Raw genomic sequence first — 22,355 nt, 5'->3', positions numbered from 1 at the left:
CCGGTCAGGACGTCGGGGTGGAGACGGGGCCCAGGCAGGGGCCCGAAGCGGTCCGGTTCCGCCGGACACGAAGGAACAACGAGGCTGGAGAAATGCGCAGAGCAAAGATCGTTTGCACCATCGGACCCGCGACCGAGTCGAAGGAGCAGCTCCGGGCGCTCGTCGACGCCGGGATGGACGTGGCGCGGATCAACCGCAGCCACGGCAGCGCCGAGGAGCACGCAGCCGTCTACCAGGGCGTGCGCGATGCCGCCGAGGCGTCGGGCCGTTCCGTCGCGGTGCTCGTCGACCTCCAGGGGCCGAAGATCCGCCTGGGCCGCTTCGGCGGCGACGAGAAGCACTGGCTCAACGAGGGTGACGTCTTCACCATCACGACCGAGGACGTCGTCGGCACCAAGGAGCTCGTCTCCACGACGCACAAGGGCCTGCCGGGCGACGCGCGCGTCGGCGACCCCATCCTGATCGACGACGGCAAGGTGCTCGTCCGCGTCACCGCCGTCGAGGGCCCGCGCGTCGTGACGCGCGTCGAGGTCGCCGGCCCGGTGTCGAACAACAAGGGTCTGAACCTCCCGGGCGTCGCGGTCTCCGTGCCGGCGCTGTCCGAGAAGGACCGTGACGACCTGCGCTGGGCGCTCCGTCTGGGCGCGGACCTGATCGCGCTGTCGTTCGTCCGCTCCGCGGCGGACTTCGACGACGTCAAGACGATCATGGACGAGGAGGGCCGCACGGTCCCCGTCATCGCGAAGATCGAGAAGCCGCAGGCCGTCGAGAACCTCGCCGAGATCGTCGACGCGTTCGACGGTGTCATGGTCGCGCGTGGTGACCTCGCGGTCGAGCTCCCGCTGGAGCAGGTCCCGCTCGTGCAGAAGCGCATCGTCGAGATGGCTCGCCGCAACGCGAAGCCCGTCATCGTCGCGACGCAGGTGCTCGAGTCGATGACGAACTCGCCGCGCCCGACGCGCGCCGAGGCCTCCGACTGCGCGAACGCCGTCCTCGACGGTGCCGACGCGGTCATGCTCTCGGGCGAGACGAGCGTGGGCGAGTTCCCGATCCTGACGGTCGAGACGATGGCCCGCATCATCGTGGCGACCGAGGAGGCGGGCCGTGAGCGCATGGCTCCGCTCGGCTCGACGCCGCACACGCGGGGTGGCGCCATCACGCGTGCCGCTGCCGAGATCGGTGAGATCCTCGGGGCGAAGTACCTCGCGACGTTCACGCAGTCGGGGGACTCGGCTCGCCGCATGTCCCGTCTGCGTTCGTCGATCCCGCTGCTCGCGTTCACGCCGCGCGAGCACGTGCGCAACGTCCTGTCGCTGACGTGGGGCACCCAGACGTACCAGGTGCCCGAGGTGCACAACACCGACGCGATGGTCGGCCAGGTCGACACGACCCTGCAGGCCAACGGCCTCGCCGAGGTGGGCGACCTCGTGGTCGTCGTCTCGGGAGCGCCCGTGGGCCAGCCCGGCACGACGAACTCGATCCTCGTGCACCGGATCGGTGACAGCACGGACGTCTGATCCGCGCTGACCTCTGATCGACGCAAGGCCCCGGTGGCCGGCCGCGCTCCTCGCGCGACCGGCCACCGGGGCCTCGTCGTTCCTGCCCGACGACGGCGCTCACCCCGGAGAGGGGCCGCAGCAGGGGGTCGTGGCGGACCCGGGGCAAAGCACTGGCCCGCCGGGCGACCGCGTCGCTAGTCTCCTCGCATGCGCACCATCCCCTCGTCCCTGGACCCCGTCGTCGTCGCGACGATCGACGACCGGCTCGACGCGGTCTCGGACCGCGAACGCGTCGCGATCGTGTGGGCGGTCGAGAGCGGGAGCAGGGCATGGGGCTTTCCGTCACCCGACAGCGACTACGACTGCCGGTTCGTCTTCGTGCGCACCGCGGAGGACTACCTCGACCCGTGGCCGCGGCGCGATGTGATCGAGACGCCGCTCGACCCGGTGCTCGACGTCAACGGGTGGGACCTGGTCAAGGCGGTCCGGCTCCTCGTGAAAGGGAACGCGACGCTCGTCGAGTGGCTGGCTTCCCCGATCGTGTACCGGGGTGACGCCGAGCTCCGTGACGAGCTCCTGGCGCTCGCGCGGGACGTCGTCGACCGCGCCGCGCTGGTGCGCCACTACGCGCACGTCGGTGCGGGGCAGCATGCGCGCTGGGCCGACGGTGGACGTGGCCTGAAGAAGGCGTTCTACGCGCTGCGGCCGGCGGCCGTGCTGCGCTGGCTGAGGGTCCATCCCGGCTCGATGCCGCCCATGGACCTGCGGACGCTGCTCGCGCAGGGGGAGGCGCCGGTCGGGCTCCGGGACGCGGTCGAGGAGCTCGTGGCCCTCAAGGCGGTCACGCGCGAGATGGGTTCGGGTGCGGTCCCCGAGGTGATCTCGCGGTTCGTGGCGGACGAGCTCGAGCTCGCCCGGCAGGTCGGGGCGTGGTCGGGTGCCTCCGCCGGGACGGGTGAGCCCACGGTGACAGGGGACCGCACGGAGGCTCGGGAGCGCGCCGCGGAGTTCTTCCGGTCGGCGGTCGCGAGGTACGCCCCGGTGCGGCTCGGGGCCTGACGTCCCTGGACTGGTCAGGCCCCGAGCGCCAGGTGCACCGCGAGCCCCAGGATCACGAGCCCGCCGACGGCCGCCGTGACCCGCTGGCCCCTGTCGTCGGTCAGGGCACGCCCGAGCACCGCGCCGCCGCCCGCGACGACCATCTGCCAGCTCGCCGAGGCGACGAACGCCGCGGCGACGAACACCGCGCGCTCGGGTCCGGTCGCGTCGGGGCTCAGTGCCCCGCCCGCGACGAGCACCGCGAAGTAGATCACGGTCGCGGGGTTGACCAGGGTCAGCCCCAGCAGCGTCGCCCAGGCGCGCACGGGAGTGGTGTCGCTCGTCGCCGGGCGGGGCGTGGCGCCGTCGGGCAGGACGCGCTGGAGGGCCGGACGGAACGTGCGCCAGGCGAGGAACGCGAGGACCGCGACGGACGCCCACGTGAGGGGGGTGCGGACGGCCGCGACCAGCGGCGCGACGACGGCCCCCGCGACCACGGCGACCGTCGCGTAGATGCCGTCCGCGGTCGCCGTACCCAGACCCGCCGCGGCTCCCACGGCGAAGCGGGTGCGCGCGGTGAGCGTCACGAGGTAGACCGCGATGGCGCCCACGGGGATCGCGATCGCGTACCCGGCGACCAGGCCCGCGACGAGCGCGGCCGTCATCGGACCCGGTGAGGTCGCCGCGGGCGCAGGCCCTGCTGTCGGCCGGCAGGTCGCGCGGGAGCGGCGAGCGGGCGGAGGGCGGGCGTCGTCGACATGGGTCGAGGATCGCCCCGGGACGGCGGGGACGTCAAGCGTTCAGGACTCGCCCGCGCGCTCGCCCACCCGCCCAGCCCGGACCGACGGCGCCGCTCGCCCGGGAGCGGCTCCCAGGTCCGTCGTCAGCCGATCAGGAGCCTGGCCGCGACCGCACCGACGACCGCGCCGAGCACGAGGCCCGTGACGACCTCGGTCCGCGTGTGGTCGCGCACGCCGAGGCGGGCCAGGCCCACGACGACGGCCACGACGAGCAGCCCGGCCGTGAGCCACCACGACACCGTGGTCGCGACGCCTGCCGCGACCGAGAACACGCCCGTGTGCACCGAGGCGCGGACGAGGGGCGTGACGAGCGCGAGGGCCACGACGCCTGCGAGGTAGGCCGTGAGCAGCTGGGTGAGCAGCGGCGGCGCCCCCGTGAGGTGCAGGACGACGATCGCCACGACCTCGATCACGACGAGCCCCGCGAAGACGACCATGCGCTGTGCCCGGGGCCGCACGTGCCGGGACTCGAGCACCGCGAGGCGCGCCAGCCCGTGCACGAACAGGTAGGGCAGCCCTCCGCACAGGAGCACGGCGAGGGCGACGTGCCCGAGGCCGGAGGCGCCGGGCGAGGCGTACAGGGCGGTCGCCAGGACGAGGGCCGCGACCGTGTATCCGGGGGCGAGCACCTCCGTCACGAGGACGGCCCACCGGGGGACGGGAGCGTCGGACCGTGCGTCGGCGGGAGGGGCGGCAGCGGCGGGACGGGGCATGAGGCTCCGGGGTGTGCGAAGGGGGCGAGGTCAGGAGTTGTCGGCGCGGACGTCGACGGGTGGGTCCGGGTCGAGCGTGCCGTCGTGCCCGAGGACGGCCACGAGGACGTTCGCCCGCCGCTCGCTGGTCTGCTCACGGAACGCGCGGCCGAGGTCGCGCAGCGCCTGGTCGTCGGTGACCCAGTCGCTCCAGTCCGCCGGGACCGGTGGGCGCTCGTCCATCCCGCGACGGGTCGCCGCGACGTCGATCTGCAGGGCACGCAGCACCGGCTCGGGCGCTCGGCCGACCAGCGATCGGACCTGCTCCGCGTCGCGTGGCGCGGAGTAGCGGGCGAGGGTCGCGAGCGCGTCCATGATCTCGATGGTGCGGTGGTACTCCGCGACCTCGGGCCGGACGGCGGGCAGCCGCGACTCGGCCACCGCGTCCACGAGGTGGGCGTGCAGGGCGCCGAGGTCGGCGCGTCGTCGCCGTCGGGTCCGGGCTGCTGTGAGCAGGTGCCCCATGATCCCGATCGTGAGCAGGAGGCTCGACGCCGCGATGAGGTACCGGGTGCGCACGCCCAGGAGGCGGAACTGCTCGGTGGCCTCGGGGTCCTGCAGGACGATGTTGACGGCGCTGAGCAGCGCCCACAGGACGCCGACGAACGCTCCGGCCGCCGCCAGGTCCATGCCCCAGCGGGCGCCGCGGGGCCTCTCGTCGCGGGCCCGCAGGGTCGAGATGCCGAACGTCGCGGTGGCCCACCAGAACGCGCCGTAGTAGGTCGCCCAGTAGAGGGCCATCCAGGGCTTGCCCGCGGTCTGGAAGTCGAAGTCCCGCCGCTCCCACGGCCCGTTGAGGACGAAGACCACGACGAGAACGCTCACGACGCAGGCCACACCGACGACGACGTGCCGCGGCCGGGGGCGCCGCCCCTGGGTCCCCTGGACCCAGGCTGCGATGCACAGGCAGCCGGCGACGAGCAGGGCGTGCTTCGCGAGCTCGTGGACCCCGGCCGGGGCGCTGGTCAGCAGGAAGGACTCGACGGCGTCGATCCGCAGCGCGGAGGCCGCCGCCACGAGCCCGAGCCCCCAGGTGAGCCCGCGGTCGCCGTCGAGGTGCGACCGGTGCCGCAGCGCGGTCCACCCCGCAGCCCCGGCGAAGAGCAGGAAGGCGAGGTAGGTCACCGGTACCGCTCCATCCCGGCGAGCCGGTGCGCGACACCACCTGTCGCCTCGATCGACATCATGAGCTCGCTCGCGAGGGACTCGGCGCGGTGCTCGACCGGGTCCTCGTAGCGGTTGCGCAGCTGCGGACCGGGGGCGGGTGCCGTGGGGTCCTCGCACGCGTCGAGTATGTGGACGAGCTCGTGGGCGATGATGTGCCCGCGGTGGTGGGCGGAGAGGGCGGCCTCGGAGCTGACGAGGATCTTCTCGCTCTCCGGCAGGCTGAGCCACATCCCCGAGACGCCTTCGCCGAGCGGGCCGTCGACGACGTCGACGGGTCGCCCGCGCCGGGTGGCGACGATCGCCCGCGCCTCGTCGATGCTGCGTGCGCGGTCGAGTCCGGCGGCGCCCAGCCAGGCGCGATGGTCGGTCACGGCTCCTCGTCGGAGTCGACCGCAGGCAGTGACTGCATGCGTCGCATCTGGTCGAGGAGCTGGGTGACTGCACGCACGTTCTCCGCCGAGAGGCCCTCGGCGCGCATCGCGAAGGCCTCGACGCCGTGGTCCGACAGTGCGAGCCGCAGCTCCTTCTTGGGGTCCTCGCCGGTGTCGAGCAGGTCCTTGGGCTCGACCCCGAAGTACGCCGCGAGGCCTTCGATGATGCGCAGCGAGGGCGAGGTGCGGTGGCCGCCGCGCAGCGCGCTCAGGTATGCCTCCTTCACGGCGTAGCCGTGCTCGGTCATCCAGGTCGCGACCTCGCGGTTGGTCGCGCCGCGTCCGGCACGCTGCCTGTTCGCGAACAGCTCGTTCAGCCGGTGCTGGAACGCGCGGCTGAGCCGCTCGCCCGGGGGAGTCTCCTGTGTCGTCACTCGTCGATTGTCCCAGGACCAGAGGTGTGGTGGTAGCGATGGAGCACGGACGGCACGGATGGCCCCGCGCGTCGGTGCAATTCTCCCGGCGGCGGCCCGGGGGCGGGGTGGTGGGCCTGGTGGCGGGAGCGAGGGCGGGCGAGGATCCGCTTGTGGCGGCGTCGTGTGACCGGCGCGCACGTGTGGTGCAGTTCACATGAGAGCTCTCTCATCTACGGGAACTTCGCCGTCCCGGCCGCATTGCCCTCAGTAGAGTACGAGTGTCGTGCTCGTGACGGTCGAGGCCTTGGGGGTCGTGCGTCCCGTCCGAGCGCGATCGCCCGGCGCCTCCGGGGGAGCAGGGGGTCCCCGGAAGGCGCCGGTGCCATGCTCTCCCTGGCTACCCGCGTCCGGTGCCACCGTGAGCGGTCCGCTGCGCGGCCAGGGCCCGGTCGAGCTCGTCGAGCACCGCGCGTGCCTCCTCGACGTCCCACGCGGTTCCCTGCAGCTCGAACTCGAAGAGCACGGGGCGCCCCGAGGCGCGAGAGATCTGGCGGCACGCTGCCTGGTAGTACGCGCCGAAGTTCCTGTTGCCAGATCCCATGACCCCCACGAGGCGACGCCGGGTCGCAGGGTTCTTCAGGAAACGCCGTACCGGTTCGGGGATCGTGTCGTTGTCGACGTTGCCCGTCGTGTACGACGGCGTGAGCAGCACCCAGGGTCCGTCCGGTACCGAGCGGCGAACCTCACGGTCGCCCAGGTCGAACGCCTCGCGTCCCAGACGGTGCGCGAACGAGCGCACCATGCCCGACGCCGACGAGGAGAAGTAGACGACCGTCCGCACGGGGCTCACCGACCCGGGGGTTCCCGGCCCCCCGGGTGGGCCCCCTGCGACAGAAGGGGGAACGGTACGGGCGGCGTCGGGCACGGGGTGGCGCTCCTCAGGTCGGGGGACCCTCCAGTCCACACCGCTCCCGGTCGGGCGTGCCAGGGCACAAGGTCCCGTGCCGCAGTGGGGAGGTGTCGTCAGCGCGCGCTCGCGGCCAGCCTGATCCCGAACCCCACCAGGACGACACCCGTGACCCGGTCCGTGACGCGCGCGACCGAGGGTCCGCCGAGCCATCGGGTCGCCCGGCGGGTGCCCGCGATGACGGCGGCGAACCAGAGCAGGCCGATCACGTTGTGCACGACGGCGAGCAGCACCCCCATGAGCAGGTGGGGCGACCCGTCGGGGATGAACTGCGGGATGGTCGCGACGTAGAAGACCCCGATCTTGGGGTTGAGCAGGTTGGTGCCGGTGCCTGCGGCGAAGGTGGCCATCAGCGAGCGAGGTGACGAGTCCGAGCGGCGATCGTCGACCTGGAGCTGGGCGGCGGGCGCCCCTCGAAGGCTCGTCCAGAGCAGGCGTGCACCGAACGTCACGAGGTAGAGCGCCCCGGCGAGCGTGAGCGCGCGGTAGGCGGTGTGAGACGCGGCGAGGAGTGCCGACGCGCCGACCGCAGCGGCGACCCCCCACGCGAGACAGCCCGCCCCGATGCCGAACGCCGCGGCCCATGCGTGCCGTCTTCCGCGGACGATCGACGTCCGCAGCACCAGGGCGGTGTCGAGCCCGGGCATGATCGTCAGGAGCAGGGCGACGAGCGAGAAGGAGAGCAGCGCCTGCGTGGTCGACATGGCGGGAGTGTCGCAGCGGCGGGTGCGCCGTGGGGGCGGGGACCATCTGGTGATCACCGACCGTCGGGGCGCGCCGGCTCGTGGGTGCCGGACGGCGTGCGGCGCGGACGGTGCGCTCCCGGGCGGGACGGGAGCGCACCGGCTCGGCTCAGCGGACGGCGGTCACGACCGCGCGGGCCGCGGCGTGCCGGGCGCCGAGGTACCCGAACACGACGGCCGGCCCGATCGTCGAGCCGGGCCCCGGGTACGTGCGGCCCATCACGGCAGCCGACGAGTTCCCTGCGGCGTAGAGCCCGGGGACGGGGGTGAGGTCCTCGTGCAGGACGGCGCCGTGCTCGTCGGTGAGGAGGCCGCCCTTGGTCCCGAGGTCGCCCGGGACGATCCTCACGGCCGTGAACGGTCCCTTCTCGATCGGACCGAGGTTGGGGTTCGGCCCGACCCCGGGGTCGCCGTAGTAGCGGTCGTAGAGCGAGTCGCCGCGGTGGAAGTCCTCGTCGACGCCCGTGCGGGCGAACCCGTTGAACCGGTCGACGGTCGCCGCGAGGTCCGCAGGCTCGATGTGCAGCAGGCGGGCGAGGTCGTCGAGCGAGTCGGCGACGACGAGGGTCCCCGCCTTCTCGAGCTTCTTGGTGCCCGACGGCGCGATCGTGAACAGGTACCTGCGCCGCGCCCGCGCGTCCATGACGAGCCAGGACGGGATCGACGGCGCGGTGCGCTCGTGCTCGAGCATCGCGTGCCCGAAGTCGATGTAGCTCGCCGACTCGTTGGTGTACCGACGGCCCTTCTGGTCCACCAGGATGCTGTACGGCATGCTGCGTTCGCTCAGCACGAAGCCGTTCATGCCGCCCTCGATCGCGACCCCGGCTCCCCACCAGGCGTCGTCCATGAGGGCCACGGCTCCTCCGGCTGCGACCCCGGCCTCGATCCCGGTCCCGAGGTCTCCCTCGGCGGCCGCGCTCCACCCGGGCACCCCGTGGTACTTCTCGCGCCACGCGGTGCGGTGGGCGAAGCCCCCGGCGGCGATGACCACGCCGCCTCGGGTGCGAACCGTCCGCGGCCCGGTCGGCCCGCCGAGGACCGCTCCGACGACCACGTCGTCCTCGACCACGAGCTCGACGAGCGGTGTGCTCAGCAGCACGGGCGTGCCCTGGGTGCGCACGACCTGCATGAGCGAGCAGACGAGCGCGGCCCCGATGCCCGCGGGACGTTGGCCGCGCACCAGCGCCCCGAGCGTGCGACCCACGAAGCGCGCGCCGCGGACGAACCCGCTGGGGGAGGACCAGGCCCGGGCGAGGAGCCACACGTCGTCGGTGCGGAGCGGGAGGGGCATCCCTCCGTCGGTCATGCGCGAGTACTTGATCCAGGTGCCGAGCCGGCGGGTGTCGAAGGCCTGAGCCTCGATGCTGCGACCGACCATGCCGCCGGGCTGCTCGGGGTAGTAGTCGGGATAGTCCGTGGCCCGGACCCATCGCACCCCGTGTCTCTCGAGGCTCGTGACGACCTCCGGCACGGCCTCGACGAAGGCGCGCTTGCGCTCGGGCGACGTCGCGGGACCGGCGTCCTCCACGACCGCGTCCAGGTAGGTCAGCGCCTTCTCGACCGAGTCCTCGACGCCGTCGCGCGCCATGAGCGGGTTCGTGGGCATCCACAGACCACCGCCGCTGCGCATCGTCGTGCCGCCCCAGCGGTCCGTCCCCTCGACCAGCAGGACCTTCGCCCCCGCGTCGGCGGCGGCGATGGCCGCCGAGAGTCCTGCTGCGCCGGTCCCGACCACCAGGACATCGACCTCGTCGTCCCACGACCGCTCCATCGCGGCCTCCTCTCACGCGCGACCTGCACGCCCTCGGCGAAAGCGGAGGATAATCCTCCGTATTGAGAATGTAGCGGGCGATACGCTGCAGCGGAAGAGGCCGACCGAGGGGGAACCGATGACCGAACCCGTCCTGCGCGCCGACGCGCAGCGCAACCGCGACCAGATCGTCGCGGCGGCCACGTCGCTGTTCGTCGACGTCGGCCCGGACGTCGCGCTCGAGACCGTCGCGCGCGAGGCGGGCGTAGGGATCGGCACGCTCTACCGTCGGTTCGCCGACCGCGAGACCCTCCTGCACGCGGTCCTGCAGGACGCCCTCGACGGTCTCCTCGCCGACATGCGCGCGCGGGACCACGAGGCGACGGCATGGGACGCGCTCGTCGGAGCGCTCGGCTGGTCGCACAGGCTGCGCGTCGTGCTCGCGCTGGCCGGCACCGTCACGGTCGCGGAGTCCGCCGGCCTGGCGCGCGACGCCGGTCTCACCCGGGTCCGGGACGAGCTCGTCGAGCTGGTCGACGGACTCGTCGTCGCGGCGCAGCGCGAGGGGAGCCTGCGCACCGACGTCGCGACCGGCGACGTGATCCTGCTCATGGCGGCCGTGAGCCGCGGGCTGCCCAGCGGGACGGACAGGGCGGCCAACGCCTATGCCCGTGCGCACGCGCTCGTCCTCGACGGGCTGCGGGCACCGGCGACGACACGGCTGCCCGGGGTGCCCACCCGGGTCGACGACCTCCCGCTCTAGCTCGACCACCCTGCGCGGCCCGCTGGCTGCGGCCCGCCGGCTGCGGTCCGGGGGAGGTGGTCGGCCGGGCCGTGCCACCGGCTGCGGTCCGCCGGTCGGACGAGGACGCCCACCTCGCGCACGTCCCACCGCAGCGTGCTGGCCCCGGACGGCACCGGTCTCGCGGAGCGGTGACAGGTTGTGCGCCAGAACCGACAGGTTATGCAAACCGACCGCTCGCCTCGCCGGTGGTGCGCTGTGATGAGTTCGTTATCACACGGCGAGCGGCACCACTGCCACGGACCACCCGGGCGTCGCTGCCCTCCGCAGTCGCGGTCCTCGACCTCCGACGTCGCCCGAACCCACGAGGTCGACGGTGAGGCGGGGCGGCCCCGCGTCGGCGACAGCTCTTGGACAGTCGAAGGAGACACACACGTGGACCCACGCATGCATCCCGCCGCACCCGAGGCCGTGCGCAGCGATGGCGTGGCCGGCCCGCAGGCGGGCAGCGCGAGCCTCCGACGCTCCGGCACGACCTTCTCCGAGCCTGAAGGAGGCGCACGTGCGCACGGCCTGGGCTGACCTCTCCGCGCGGCGCCCCACGGTCGCGCAGTTCATCATGTTCTCGCTCCTGAGCACGGGGATGACCGTGCTCCAGCTCGCGCTGATGCCGCTGTTCAAGGGGATCTTCAACCTGACCCCGCTCGTGGACCAGACGTTCCAGGCGCTCGCGGTGAGCACGAACGCGGACGGCTCCCCGTTCTACCTCTTCGACTACGCGGCGGGTGCCCTGCCCACGGGGGGTGGGGGGCTGGCGTACTTCCTCGCGGTGCAGGTCACCCTCCTCATCGCTCAGGTCATCAACTTCTTCCTCCAGCGCAACGTCACGTTCAAGTCGGACACGAACATCTGGCGTGCCGCGGCCTGGTACTCCGTCGCGTACGTGCTGATCACCTTCGCGGCCGCGGCGTTGCAGGGGTTCTACAAGGAGCCGATCTACCAGTGGATGGTCGATCGCTGGGGCAGCACCGGGGAGGTCGGAGCCGACCTCGTCACGATGATCATCAACGCACTCATCTCGGTCGTCGTCTACTTCCCGATCCTCAAGATCATCTTCAAGCAGGTGCCCGGGCCCGACGGCGGCCAGGTCCCGGAACCGATCGTCCCCGAGCAGGTCACCGAGGCGGCGCGCTAGCCGCGACACCTGCCCCAGAGCAACGCAGCCCGTCGGACCGGTCGGGCAGGCAGATCCACACCAGTGCACCCACGTGAGAAGACCTCCGTGGGGGAACGGAAGCAGAACCATGACGGAAGAACTGACCACGCTCGAGAAGGCCGCGCTCCTCAGCGGGGAGAGCGTCTGGGAGACGCGCGCGGTACCTCGGCACGGGATCCGGACGCTGTGGCTGTCCGACGGCCCGCACGGGATCCGCAAGCAGACGGGTTCGGCCGACCACCTCGGCCTGGGGGCGTCGCAGCCCGCGACCTGCTTCCCGACGGCGGCCACGGTCGCGAACAGCTGGGACCCCGAGCTGGCGCTGTCGGTCGGGGAGGCGCTCGGCGCCGAGGCCGCGGACCAGGGCGTGGACGTGCTGCTCGGCCCGGGTCTCAACGTCAAGCGCAGCCCCCTGTGCGGCCGCAACTTCGAGTACTTCTCCGAGGACCCGCTGCTCTCCGGGCGCCTGGCCGCCGGTTACGTGCGGGGGATCCAGTCGCGCGGGGTCGCGGCCTGCCCCAAGCACTTCGCGGCCAACAGCCAGGAGCTGCGCCGCATGACGAGCGACTCCGTGGTGGACGAGCGGACGCTGCGCGAGATCTACCTGACGGGGTTCGAGGTCGTGGTCCGCGAGTCCTCGCCGTTCTCGATCATGTCGAGCTACAACCTGATCAACGGCACGTACGCCAACGAGAACCCGTTCCTGCTCCAGCAGGTGCTGCGGGACGAGTGGGGCTTCGACGGCGCGGTCGTGACGGACTGGGGCGGCGGCAACGACGCGGTCGAGGCGGTCCGCCGTGGCGGCACGCTCGAGATGCCCTCGCCCGGCCTCGACTCGGCCGCGCAGATCGTGGCCGCCGTGGAGCGGGGCGACCTGGACATGGCCGACCTGGACGCGCGGGTCGAGGAGATGAAGGTCCTCGGGAGCCGCATCGGTGGGGCGGGACGTGAGGTCGACCTCGAGGCGCACCACGAGCTGGCGCGCACCGTCGCCGAGCAGAGCGCGGTGCTGCTGCGCAACGAGGACCACCTCCTGCCGTTGGCGTCGGGGACCCGGGTCGCGGTCGTCGGCGACTTCGCCGCGACGCCCCGCTACCAGGGTGCCGGCTCCTCGGTCGTCAACCCGACCCGGCTCACGACGGCCCTGGATGCCCTGGGCGCCTCGGACCTGCAGGTCGTGGCGACCGCGCAGGGCTTCACGCGCGGCGGGTCCTCGGACCCCGCGCTCGTCGCGGAGGCCGTCGACGCGGCGCGCGCGGCGGACGTGGTGCTGCTGTACCTCGGCCTGGACGAGATCAGCGAGTCCGAGGGGCAGGACCGCAGCCACCTGCGACTTCCGCAGAGCCAGGTCGAGCTGCTGGCGCGGCTCTCCTCGGTCACGAGCCGGATCGTGGTCGTGCTGAGCGCGGGCTCGGTCGTGGAGGTGCCGTGGCTGTCGCAGTGCGGGGCGCTGGTCCACGGCTACCTGGGCGGCCAGGGCGGCGCCGAGGCCGTGGTGCGGGTCCTGACAGGTGCGGTGAACCCGTCGGGACGCCTCGCGGAGAGCTACCCGGTCCGGCTCGAGGACGTGCCCAACGTGCGGTACTACCCGGGCGAAGGGGTCGACGCCGAGTACCGCGAGGGCCCCTACGTGGGCTACCGCTACTACTCGACGGTCGGCGTCCCCGTCGCGTTCCCGTTCGGGTTCGGCCTGAGCTACACGACGTTCGCCTACACGGACCTCGCGGTCGACGCCGACGGCGTGACGTTCACCCTGACCAACACGGGTGACGTCGCGGGGGCCGAGGTCGCTCAGCTCTACGTAGGACGCGAGGGGACGGAGGGCGTGCACCGGCCGGTGCGTGAGCTCAAGGGCTTCGCGAAGGTGCACCTCGCTCCGGGGGAGTCCCGACGCGTGCACATCGGGTTCGACCGGTTCACCTTCCGGCACTTCTCGACGGCGACGGGCACGTGGGAGACCGAGGGGGGCGCGTGGACGCTCGCCGTGGGCTCCGACGTGGAGACCGTGCTGCTGACCGCCGAGCACGTCGTCGCGGGGACCGCCGCTGCCGGTCTCGACGCGGTGCCGGACGAGTACCGTACCGGCCACGTGACGGACGTCTCCGACGAGGCGTTCGCGGCGCTCCTGGGGCGCCCGCTGGCCCCGCGCGGCCGGGCGACCGGGCCACTCGGCGTCAACAGCCCGTTGTCGGACATGGAGCACGCCCGGAGCCCGCTGGCCCGGTTCGCGTACCGCGAGCTCGCTCGGCGGATCGCCCGGGCCGAGGCCAAGGGCACCCCTGACCTGAACCTGCTGTTCCTGCGCGGCATGCCCTTCCGGGCGATCGCCAAGATGACGAACGGCGCCATGAGCATGGACATGGCCGAGGGCCTCCTCACGATCGTCAACGGCCACTTCTTCCGTGGGACGGGGGCCCTGATCGCCGGATTCTTCCGCAACCGCCGCTCCACCCGTCGGATGCGGGCCGAGCTCGCGCGCTGAGGCGCGCGCCCGGTTCGTTCCTTCTTCCTGAGAGTGAGTGTGTGATGTTCGGTCGGATTGGTCAGGCGTGGTCGGGGTTTGCTGAGCGGCGTCCGGGGACGGCGCAGTTCTTGTTGTTCTTCTTGTTGAGCAATGGTGTGACGGTGCTGCAGCTGGCGTTGATGCCGGCGTTCAAGGCGGCGTTCGGGTTGACGGGGTTGGTGGACACGAGCTTTCAGGTGTTGCCGGTGGGGTCGAATCCGGATGGGTCGTCGTTCTTCGTGTTCGACTACGCGGCGGGGGCGTTGCCTGAGGGTGGGGGTGGGTTGGCGTACTTCTTGGCGGTGCAGATCACGTTGTTGATCGCGCAGGTGATCAACTTCTTCGCTCAGCGCAACGTGACGTTCAAGTCGAACACCTCGATCTGGCGGGCGGCGTTCTGGTACGTGGTGGCCTATGTGGTGATCACGTTCGCGGCGGCGGCGTTGCAGGGCGTGTACAAGGCGCCGATCTACGAACTGTTGATCGACACGTGGGGGTGGGGCAAGACGGGTGAGACCGCGGCCGACATGGTCACGATGATCATCAACAGTGCTCTATCGTTCTGGGTGTTCTTCCCGATCTTCAAGATCATCTTCAAGCGTGACCCCGAGGTCCAGGCCGAGCAGGCCGAGGCGCCCGGCCCTGCTCAGGTGGCGGGTGTGCCGGTGGCCGGGGGTGCGGGGGAGTCCTCGTCGTCGGCCCGTGCGGGCCAGGAAGTCTGAAGAGTGCGCTGATGTCCAAGCTGTTGACGATCGTGGTGCCGTGCTACAACTCCGCGGCGTACATGCACCGCAGCATCGACTCGTTGCTGCCCGGTGGTGCGCGGGTGGAGATCTTGATCGTGGACGACGGGTCCTGGGACGACACGGCCCAGATCGCTGACCGGTACGCCGCCGCCCACCCGGGGGTGGTGCGCGCGATCCATCAGCCCAACGGGGGCCACGGGGCCGCGATCAACACGGGCCTGGCCAACGCGCGCGGGCGGTTCATCAAGATCGTGGACTCCGACGACTGGCTCGAGGCCGGCGCCTACGCCAAGGTCCTGGACCTGCTGGAGTCCTTCGTCACCCACGAGACCGGCATCGACGTGCTGATCAGCAACTTCGTCTACGAGAAGGTCGACAAGCGCAACAAGAGGGCCGTGCGCTACACCAACGCCCTGCCCCAGGACCGGGTCCTGGGCTGGGACCAGGTCGGGCGACTGCGCAAGAACCAGTACATCCTCATGCACTCCCTGATCTACCGCACCGACCTGCTGCGCGAGGTCGCCTTGGTCCTGCCCGAGCACACCTTCTACGTCGACAACCTCTACGCCTACGCACCCCTGCCCGCGGTCCGGCGCCTGTACTACCTCAACGTCGACCTCTACCGGTACTACATCGGCCGCGCCGACCAGTCCGTCAACGAGACCGTGATGATCTCGCGCGTGGACCAACAGCTACGCATCAACCGCACCATGATGGAACACCTGTCCGCGGCCCGCGCGAACCCCGCCACCCCCCGCGCCCTCAAGCGCTACATGCTGCACTACCTCGACATCGTGTCCCTGGTCTCCTCGATGCTCCTGGTCCGCGCCGGCACCCACGACGCCCTGCGCAAGAGAGACGAGTTCTGGGCCGACGTCGCCGCCCACGACCCCGCCCTGTACCGGCGACTACGCCGCACCACCCTGCACCAGATCTCCCACCTCCCCGGCAGACCTGGACGCCACCTGTCCGTCCTGGCCTACAAGACCGCCCAACGCGTCATCGGCTTCAACTAGACCACAGCACCACCCCGGGAGGCCCGGCACCGCTACGGTGCCGGGCCTCTCGTGTGCGCACCGGCGCGCGAGCTCAGTGGCCTGGCCTGGCCTGGCCCGGCCTGGCCCGGCCCGGTCGTCGTGCGAGCGTCTGCGGCCACGTCTGCGCGACCGCCCGACATGGACGGCGACCGCATGCCGGACACCGTGGAGCGCCTGCGTGCCGGGAGCACCGGTGCTCCCGGGGGCGACCGCGGCGACAGTTTGTGCACTCAAATCGACAGGTTGTGCAGAACGGGCGGGAGCCCGTCGTGAAGCGCGCTGTGATGAGTCCGCTGGGCTTCGGTGATGGGACACCACGTGTACCACGGGCAGCACAGCCTTGCACGGACGAGGACCGACTCCGATGTCGGCCAGGTCCGCACGATCGATGGTGCCGCAAGGGGGCATCTGCAGCGCGGCAGCACTTGAAGAGTCGAAGGAGACACACACGTGTACACCCGCAAGCGCGACGAAATGGGATGTCGATGAAGACTACGGCTACGGCCCGACGAGGCCAGAGGATGACCAGAGGGGCCAAGGGAGCGGCAGCGCTCTCGGCGATCGCCCTGATCGCGGTTGCAGGGTGCACCAGCGGCACCGCTGACGAGGAGTCCGCGAACGACTCCAAGGCCTTCACGACCCGCGAGGTCACCGACGGCAAGACCGACTTCGTCGTCGTCACGAACCCCGGAGACGGCCCGGTCCTCTCGTACGGCGCCGACAGCGGGATCGAGCTGCTGACCGAGGAGGTCGACGGCAAGAAGTCCGCGTTCAAGGACATGAACGGCAACGGCACGCTGGACACGTGGGAGGACTGGCGCGTCCCGGCCAAGGACCGCGCGGCAGACCTCGCCCAGGAGATGTCGGTCGAGCAGATCGCCGGCCTGATGCTGTTCAGCTCGCACGAGCGCTCCCAGGTCGACGGGCTCACCGACGCGCAGAAGGAGTACCTGAAGGACTCCGACCTGCGCAACGTGCTGCACGCCGGCGCGAGCGACGCCGAGGCGACCGTCAAGTGGGCGAACGCGATGCAGGCGTACACGGAGACCCTCGCGGCCGAGGGCACCCCGTACGTCCCGGTGAACTTCGCCTCCGACCCGCGCTCGACCGCGGGATCCGGCGGCTACAACGCCGAGGGTGCGGACATCTCGCGCTGGCCGTCCAACCTCGGCCTCGCCGCGACGTTCAACCCCGAGCACACCAAGAACTTCGGCGAGATGTCCTCGGCGGAGTACCGGGCGCTCGGCCTGACGACGGCCCTGTCGCCGCAGATCGACCTCGCGACCGAGCCGCGCTGGCTGCGCGTCGGTGGCACGTTCGGCGAGGACGCGGACCAGAACACCGAGCTGGCCGCGGCCTACGTCGACGGCTACCAGGGCAGCGAGGGCACGGACCAGTGGGGTCCGGAGTCCGTCAACGCGATGATCAAGCACTGGTCCGGCGACGGTCCGGGCGAGGGCGGCCGCGAGGGTCACACCGACGCGGGCAAGTACGGCGTGTACCCCGGTGACAACATCGCGGCGCAGCAGCAGGCGTTCCTCGGGTCGCTCGACTCCGCGGCGGTCATGACCGCGTACTCGATCGCTCTCGACGCGAACGGTGACCCGATGTTCACCGACCGCACGGGCACGGCGTACGACCAGGACCGCATGGACCAGCTCCGCAAGGATGCCGGGTACGAGGGCGTCGTGGTCACCGACTGGGGCGTCATGAGCGGCGCCGACGACGAGGGCGAGATGTTCGGCATGGCGTGGGGGGCCGAGGACCTGACCCCGGCCGAGCGCTACCTCAAGGTGCTGGGTACCGGTCACGACATGTTCGGCGGCGTCAACGACGCGACCCACATCCTCGAGGCTGCCGACCTGTGGCAGCAGAAGTTCGAGGCCGGCGAGCTCGAGGAGGACGCGCAGACCCGCTTCCAGGAGTCGGGCGCACGCATCCTGACGATGTTCTTCAACCCGGGCCTGTACGAGAACCCGTTCCTCGACCTCGAGCAGTCCAAGTCGGTCCTCGCGAGCGACGACAAGGTCGAGGCGGGCTACGCGGCCCAGCTCGACTCCGTGGTCATGGTCAAGAACGACGGTGAGACCATCTCGGCCGCGGACGCCGCGGACTGGAAGGACAAGACCGCCTACATCCCTCGCAACTTCAACACCGGCTTCCCCGGCGCGTTCGGTCCCGGTGAGTACACCGAGGCACCGAGCATCGACGTCGAGACCGCCGAGAAGTACTTCGGCAAGGTCGTCACCGACGAGGCCGTGACCGACGCCGAGGGCGTCGTGACGAGCTACACCGCTCCCGACCTCGCCGACGTCGACGTCGTCCTCGTGGGCATGGACTCGCCGGACAACGGAGGCAACTTCTCCAACATCGGTCACAACCTGGAGAACGACACCTGGTACCCGCTGTCGCTGCAGTACCGCCCGTACACGGCGGACGGCGAGCACGTCCGCAAGGTCTCGCTCTCGGGCGACATCCTGGCCGACGGCACCAAGCAGAACCGCTCGTACTTCGGCAACACCTCGAAGATCGCGAACGAGTCCGACCTCGACGCGTTCGAGCGTGCCACGGCAGCCGTCGAGGCCACCGGCAAGGACATCCCCGTGATCACGGTCCTCAAGGCGATCAACCCGGTCGTCCCGTCCGAGTTCGAGGGCAAGTCCGACGCCATCGTCGTGGGCTTCGGTGTCAGCGACCAGGCGCTCATCGAGGTCGCGCTCGGCCTCTACGAGCCGCAGGGCCGCCTGCCGATCCAGTTCCCGAAGGACATGAACACGGTCGAGGCCCAGCTCGAGGACGTCTCGAAGGACATGACGCCCTACACGGACACCGCGGGCAGCTCGTACGACTACGGCTTCGGCCTGAACTACGCGGGGCCGATCACGGACTGACGGCAACGCACGGGTGACCGGCGGCGCGAGCCGGCGGTCACCCGGTACCGGGGCGTCCTGCGGACGCCCCGGTACTCCCGTAAGGCTGCGGGACGTGCTCGCAGCCAGAACTCATCAAGGAGCAGAAGTGAAGCAGAACAAGGTGCTGACCACCGGCCTCGGCGTCGTGCTGGGCCTGACGGGGCTCTTCGGCCTCACGGCCTGCGGCAGCGGCGACAGCGACTCCGGCGCGAACGCCTCCGCGGAGCAGGCAGCGGACGTCGACATCAAGGAAGACCTCGAGAACGCCAAGACGGCCGTGACGGACGCCCTGGCCGAGGACGACTCCTGGGCCCAGATTATGCTTGCCAGCGACGTCAAGGCCCCGACCGTCAAGTACGGCCTCCTCGTGGTGCCCTACACGGCCTCGGACGCCGCGTCGCGCGTGCAGGGCACGGTCGACATCAAGGACGGCAAGTTCACGATCGAGGGCGACTCGGCCGCTACCGGCCAGACCTGGCAGATCGACCAGGACGGAAAGATCTCCGAGGTGTCGGAGTAGCTCCACGGAGCACCGCCCGGTCCCTGGCCAGACGACGTCCGCGGGACCGGGCCGTCGACCAATCACGACGAGACGCTGGCAGTGCGTCACGTCCGCGGCACGTGCCGTCGGTCACCCCATGACCTGATCGCTGCCCGCACTCGAGGAGGAATGCAGTGAACGCCAAGGCGAACAACGCCGACCGGCAGAAGAAGCCGATGTCGAACAAGAAGTACCTGTGGATCTGGGCCCCCGCCCTCGCCACGGTGACGGTGGTGACGGTCGTCGCGAACGTCGCGCTCAACGTCGCAGGCGGCTGGGTCGCGTCCCAGTTCGGCTCCGGCACGTACGAGTTCACGAACGCGGCCGAGTCCGCCGGCTGGGACACCGAGTACTACACGTCCGACTTCGGCAGCATCGAGGAGGTCGACGAGGCAGCCAAGGCCCTCGTCGAGGAGATCGCCGCAGGCGGCATCGTCCTGGCCAAGAACGAGGCGGGCACGCTTCCCCTCGCGACGAGCTCGCGCGTGACGATGCTGGGTCGCTCGGCCGCGGACCCCGTGTTCGGTGGCTCGGGCTCCGGCTCGGTCGACACGAACTCGGCCGTCACGGCCCGCGCCGGGCTGGAGAACGCCGGCTTCGAGGTGAACGACCAGGTCTTCACCACGATCGAGGCGTTCGCTGCGGAGAACCCCCGGGGCTACATCGAGATGGACCGCCCCGACATCTCCACCTACTACATCGGTGAGCTGCCGGTCGGCGAGTACGAGGCGCAGTCCGCGTCGTTCGCCGACTACTCGGACGCTGCCGTGGTGTTCGTCGGACGCCCCGGCGGTGAGGGCGGTGACCTCACGCAGGACATGACCGGCTGGGACGAGAACGCCGCACCCGGGCAGCACCAGCTCGAGCTGAACCAGGACGAGAAGGACATGATCGAGCTCGCGAAGTCGAGCTTCGAGAACGTGGTCGTCGTGGTCAACTCCTCGACCACCATCGAGATGGGCGCCCTGCAGGACGACCCCGAGATCGACTCGATCCTGCTGGCCGGTTCGCCGGGCGCCACGGGCCTCAGCGCCCTGGGGCGCATCCTGGCGGGCGACGTGAACCCGTCGGGCCGTACCGCGGACCTCTGGGCGGCCGACTTCACGGCCGACCCGACCTTCGCCAACTTCGGCGGGTTCGTCTACGACAACATCGAGGCGTCCTTCCCGGTCCCCGCGATCGAGAAGGCAACCTCCAACGCCACGCTCACGTCCGACGCGCCGTTCGTGAACTACGCCGAGGGCATCTACTTCGGCTACCGCTACTACGAGACCGCGGCGGCCGAGGGCTTCATCGACTACGACCAGGCCGTCGTCTACCCGTTCGGGTACGGCCTGAGCTATTCCGACTTCGCCTGGAAGGTCGTCAGCACCGAGGCCGGTGAGGTCGACGGGAAGATCTCCGTCACGGTCGAGGTCTCGAACACGGGCGCCACCGCGGGCAAGGACGTCGTCGAGCTCTACTACTCCGCTCCCTACACGGCGGGCGGTATCGAGAAGTCCGAGGTCGTGCTCGGCGGATTCGCCAAGACCGGGCTGATCGAGCCCGGTGCGAGCGAGACCGTCACGATCGACCTCGCGGTCGAGGACATGGCGTCCTACGACCACCTGGGCAACAAGGCGTACGTCCTCGAGGCGGGCGCCTACGACATCACGCTGCGGACCGACTCCCACACCGTCGCCCCGGGCACCGAGCCCATCGTCTACACGGTGGACTCCGACATCGTGTACTCGGGTGACGACCACCGTGCGACGGACCTCGCCGAGGTCACCAACCAGTTCGACGACGTCTCGGCGCAGTTCAGCGCCGAGCCGACCGACGGCAAGATCCTGTCGATGTCCCGCGCGGACTTCGCCGGGACGTTCCCGAAGGCCCCGACCGCGGACCTGCTCGTCGCCGACGAGGCCGTCCAGAAGGGCTTCGAGCCCTGGGACCTCGAGGCAGCCGCTGCGGCGTTCGAGGGCGAGAAGCCCACGACGGGTGCGCCGACCGAGCTGACGCTCGTCGACATGCGTGGTCTGCCCAAGGACGACCCGAAGTGGGACGAGCTGCTCGACGCCGTCTCGGTCGGTGACATGACGTCCATGCTGCTCAACGGCGCCTACCAGACGGCCGCGATCGGCTCGATCGCCAAGCCGCAGACCGTCGAGCCCGACGGCCCCGCCGGGTTCTCGTCCTTCATCAACTCCTCCATCAACGGGGTGGCCTACCCCTCGGAGTTCCTCATCGCGCAGACGTGGGACGTCGAGCTCGGTGCGGCCATGGGAGAGATGCTCGGCAACGAGGCGATGTTCAAGGGCATCAACGGCTGGTACGCACCCGCGATGAACCTGCACCGTTCACCGTTCGGCGGGCGCAACTTCGAGTACTACTCGGAGGACCCGTTCCTCTCCGGCGCGATGGCGACCTCGGTGGCCAACGGTGCTGCGACCAAGGGCGTCTACACCGCGCTCAAGCACTTCGCGCTCAACGAGCAGGAGACCAACCGCGTCAACAACGGCATCGCCACCTGGGCGACCGAGCAGACGATCCGGGAGATCTACCTCAAGCCGTTCGAGATGGCCGTCAAGGGCATCACCATGGACGTGCAGTACGTGTCCGACGACGAGGGCACGATCTCGGAGACGACGATCGGTGCGGGCAGCATCATGAGCTCGTTCAACCGCATCGGCGCCACGTGGGCCGGCGGCTCCGAGGCGCTCATGACGAACGTCCTGCGCACCGAGTGGGGCTTCGAGGGCTTCGCGATCTCGGACTTCAACCTGTACCCCTACATGAACCCGAACCAGAGCATCAGCGCCGGTACGGACCTCACCCTGACCTTCCAGCCGTCGAAGTCCCTCGGGGACACCACGTCGGCCAAGGCGGTCAGCGACATCCGCGAGGCGACGCACAACATCCTGTTCACGGTGGCCAACTCCAACGCCATGAACGGGCTCGCGCCGGGGGCCACGGTCACCTACACGCCGCCGACCTGGGTCTACATCCAGATCGGTGCGACCGTGCTGATCGGTCTCCTGGTGCTGGCCGGCGGGTTCATGGTGACGCGTCGTGTGCTGCGCCACCGCAAGGCGGAGGCTCCCACCGCCACCCCGGAGCGGGTGGCCGTCGGCGCCGACTCCTGAGCCGCCTCGGTCCGTCGTGCGGGTGCCCCC

At 70.8% G+C, this 22,355-nt stretch carries 18 protein-coding genes; 10 read left to right on the top strand and 8 right to left on the bottom strand.

All coding sequences use genetic code 11. From position 1 onward, the window contains the following. Positions 1-92 precede the first annotated feature (92 nt). Both pyk and JOD49_RS02095 read left to right on the top strand, forming a co-directional pair. Positions 93-1,517 (top strand): pyruvate kinase, encoded by a 1,425-nt coding sequence (pyk, locus tag JOD49_RS02100; RefSeq protein WP_205305775.1) that lies wholly within the window; start codon positions 93-95, stop codon positions 1,515-1,517. Between the two features lie 189 nt (positions 1,518-1,706). After that, positions 1,707-2,558, top strand: a complete 852-nt coding sequence (locus JOD49_RS02095) for a nucleotidyltransferase domain-containing protein (RefSeq protein WP_205305774.1) — start codon at positions 1,707-1,709, stop codon at positions 2,556-2,558. Positions 2,559-2,572: 14 nt separating this feature from the next. Here the strand turns inward: JOD49_RS02095 and JOD49_RS02090 are convergent, their stop codons facing one another. From JOD49_RS02090 to JOD49_RS02055, 8 genes are all read right to left on the bottom strand, one after another. Next, positions 2,573-3,202, bottom strand: coding sequence for a LysE family transporter (locus tag JOD49_RS02090; protein ID WP_205305773.1), 630 nt, complete (start codon positions 3,200-3,202; stop codon positions 2,573-2,575). Between the two features lie 218 nt (positions 3,203-3,420). Continuing rightward, positions 3,421-4,050, bottom strand: coding sequence for a hypothetical protein (locus JOD49_RS02085; protein ID WP_205305772.1), 630 nt, complete (start codon positions 4,048-4,050; stop codon positions 3,421-3,423). Positions 4,051-4,080: 30 nt separating this feature from the next. Then, entirely contained in the window at positions 4,081-5,214 is a 1,134-nt protein-coding gene (locus tag JOD49_RS02080) for a DUF6545 domain-containing protein (protein ID WP_205305771.1), read from the bottom strand. Beyond that, the gene (locus tag JOD49_RS02075; protein WP_205305770.1) at positions 5,211-5,627 is read right to left on the bottom strand and encodes a hypothetical protein; all 417 of its coding nucleotides are present in this window, start codon (positions 5,625-5,627) and stop codon (positions 5,211-5,213) included. Before JOD49_RS02075 ends, JOD49_RS02080 begins: the two co-directional genes overlap by 4 nt. Continuing rightward, complete coding sequence (locus JOD49_RS02070) at positions 5,624-6,061, bottom strand: hypothetical protein (RefSeq protein WP_205305769.1); 438 nt, start codon at positions 6,059-6,061, stop codon at positions 5,624-5,626. Before JOD49_RS02070 ends, JOD49_RS02075 begins: the two co-directional genes overlap by 4 nt. A gap of 379 nt (positions 6,062-6,440) precedes the next feature. Beyond that, positions 6,441-6,893 (bottom strand): class Ib ribonucleoside-diphosphate reductase assembly flavoprotein NrdI, encoded by a 453-nt coding sequence (nrdI, locus tag JOD49_RS19915; protein WP_307822318.1) that lies wholly within the window; start codon positions 6,891-6,893, stop codon positions 6,441-6,443. Between the two features lie 173 nt (positions 6,894-7,066). Next, on the bottom strand, positions 7,067-7,714 hold the full coding sequence (locus tag JOD49_RS02060; protein ID WP_205305767.1) for a LysE family translocator: 648 nt from the start codon (positions 7,712-7,714) through the stop codon (positions 7,067-7,069). Positions 7,715-7,862: 148 nt separating this feature from the next. After that, positions 7,863-9,524 (bottom strand): FAD-dependent oxidoreductase, encoded by a 1,662-nt coding sequence (locus tag JOD49_RS02055; RefSeq protein WP_205305766.1) that lies wholly within the window; start codon positions 9,522-9,524, stop codon positions 7,863-7,865. Between the two features lie 118 nt (positions 9,525-9,642). Between JOD49_RS02055 and JOD49_RS02050 the strand changes: the two genes are divergently transcribed. The 8 genes from JOD49_RS02050 (at position 9,643) to JOD49_RS02015 (ending at position 22,325) form a co-directional block, all read left to right on the top strand. Then, positions 9,643-10,266, top strand: coding sequence for a TetR/AcrR family transcriptional regulator (locus JOD49_RS02050; protein ID WP_205305765.1), 624 nt, complete (start codon positions 9,643-9,645; stop codon positions 10,264-10,266). A gap of 541 nt (positions 10,267-10,807) precedes the next feature. Continuing rightward, on the top strand, positions 10,808-11,440 hold the full coding sequence (locus JOD49_RS02045) for a hypothetical protein (RefSeq protein WP_205305764.1): 633 nt from the start codon (positions 10,808-10,810) through the stop codon (positions 11,438-11,440). 109 nt (positions 11,441-11,549) lie between these two features. After that, a complete protein-coding gene (locus JOD49_RS02040) occupies positions 11,550-13,943 on the top strand; it encodes a glycoside hydrolase family 3 C-terminal domain-containing protein (RefSeq protein ID WP_205305763.1) in 2,394 nt (797 codons plus the stop codon). Positions 13,944-13,987: 44 nt separating this feature from the next. Next, positions 13,988-14,686 carry a GtrA family protein gene (locus JOD49_RS02035; RefSeq protein WP_239525441.1) on the top strand — a complete coding sequence of 233 codons (699 nt, stop codon included), beginning with the start codon at positions 13,988-13,990 and terminating at the stop codon, positions 14,684-14,686. 11 nt (positions 14,687-14,697) lie between these two features. Next, positions 14,698-15,726 (top strand): glycosyltransferase family 2 protein, encoded by a 1,029-nt coding sequence (locus tag JOD49_RS02030; protein WP_205305762.1) that lies wholly within the window; start codon positions 14,698-14,700, stop codon positions 15,724-15,726. Positions 15,727-16,268: 542 nt separating this feature from the next. After that, entirely contained in the window at positions 16,269-18,638 is a 2,370-nt protein-coding gene (locus tag JOD49_RS02025; protein ID WP_239525122.1) for a glycoside hydrolase family 3 N-terminal domain-containing protein, read from the top strand. Between the two features lie 127 nt (positions 18,639-18,765). Continuing rightward, a complete protein-coding gene (locus tag JOD49_RS02020; protein ID WP_205305760.1) occupies positions 18,766-19,179 on the top strand; it encodes a hypothetical protein in 414 nt (137 codons plus the stop codon). A gap of 155 nt (positions 19,180-19,334) precedes the next feature. Beyond that, positions 19,335-22,325, top strand: a complete 2,991-nt coding sequence (locus JOD49_RS02015; protein WP_205305759.1) for a glycoside hydrolase family 3 C-terminal domain-containing protein — start codon at positions 19,335-19,337, stop codon at positions 22,323-22,325. The last annotated feature ends 30 nt before the right edge of the window (positions 22,326-22,355 follow it).

Source organism: Oerskovia jenensis, from assembly GCF_016907235.1.
Taxonomy (GTDB): domain Bacteria; phylum Actinomycetota; class Actinomycetes; order Actinomycetales; family Cellulomonadaceae; genus Oerskovia; species Oerskovia jenensis.
This window is presented reverse-complemented; position numbering and strand designations above follow the sequence as displayed.

Excerpts from the sequence above, each read along its gene's own strand:
- pyk (WP_205305775.1), top strand. The coding sequence starts at position 93 with ATGCGCAGAGCAAAGATCGTTTGCACCATCGGACCCGCGACCGAGTCG.
- JOD49_RS02095 (WP_205305774.1), top strand. The coding sequence starts at position 1,707 with ATGCGCACCATCCCCTCGTCCCTGGACCCCGTCGTCGTCGCGACGATC.
- JOD49_RS02090 (WP_205305773.1), bottom strand. The coding sequence starts at position 3,202 with ATGACGGCCGCGCTCGTCGCGGGCCTGGTCGCCGGGTACGCGATCGCG.
- JOD49_RS02085 (WP_205305772.1), bottom strand. The coding sequence starts at position 4,050 with ATGCCCCGTCCCGCCGCTGCCGCCCCTCCCGCCGACGCACGGTCCGAC.
- JOD49_RS02060 (WP_205305767.1), bottom strand. The coding sequence starts at position 7,714 with ATGTCGACCACGCAGGCGCTGCTCTCCTTCTCGCTCGTCGCCCTGCTC.
- JOD49_RS02055 (WP_205305766.1), bottom strand. The coding sequence starts at position 9,524 with ATGGAGCGGTCGTGGGACGACGAGGTCGATGTCCTGGTGGTCGGGACC.
- JOD49_RS02050 (WP_205305765.1), top strand. The coding sequence starts at position 9,643 with ATGACCGAACCCGTCCTGCGCGCCGACGCGCAGCGCAACCGCGACCAG.
- JOD49_RS02040 (WP_205305763.1), top strand. The coding sequence starts at position 11,550 with ATGACGGAAGAACTGACCACGCTCGAGAAGGCCGCGCTCCTCAGCGGG.
- JOD49_RS02035 (WP_239525441.1), top strand. The coding sequence starts at position 13,988 with ATGTTCGGTCGGATTGGTCAGGCGTGGTCGGGGTTTGCTGAGCGGCGT.
- JOD49_RS02030 (WP_205305762.1), top strand. The coding sequence starts at position 14,698 with ATGTCCAAGCTGTTGACGATCGTGGTGCCGTGCTACAACTCCGCGGCG.
- JOD49_RS02025 (WP_239525122.1), top strand. The coding sequence starts at position 16,269 with ATGACCAGAGGGGCCAAGGGAGCGGCAGCGCTCTCGGCGATCGCCCTG.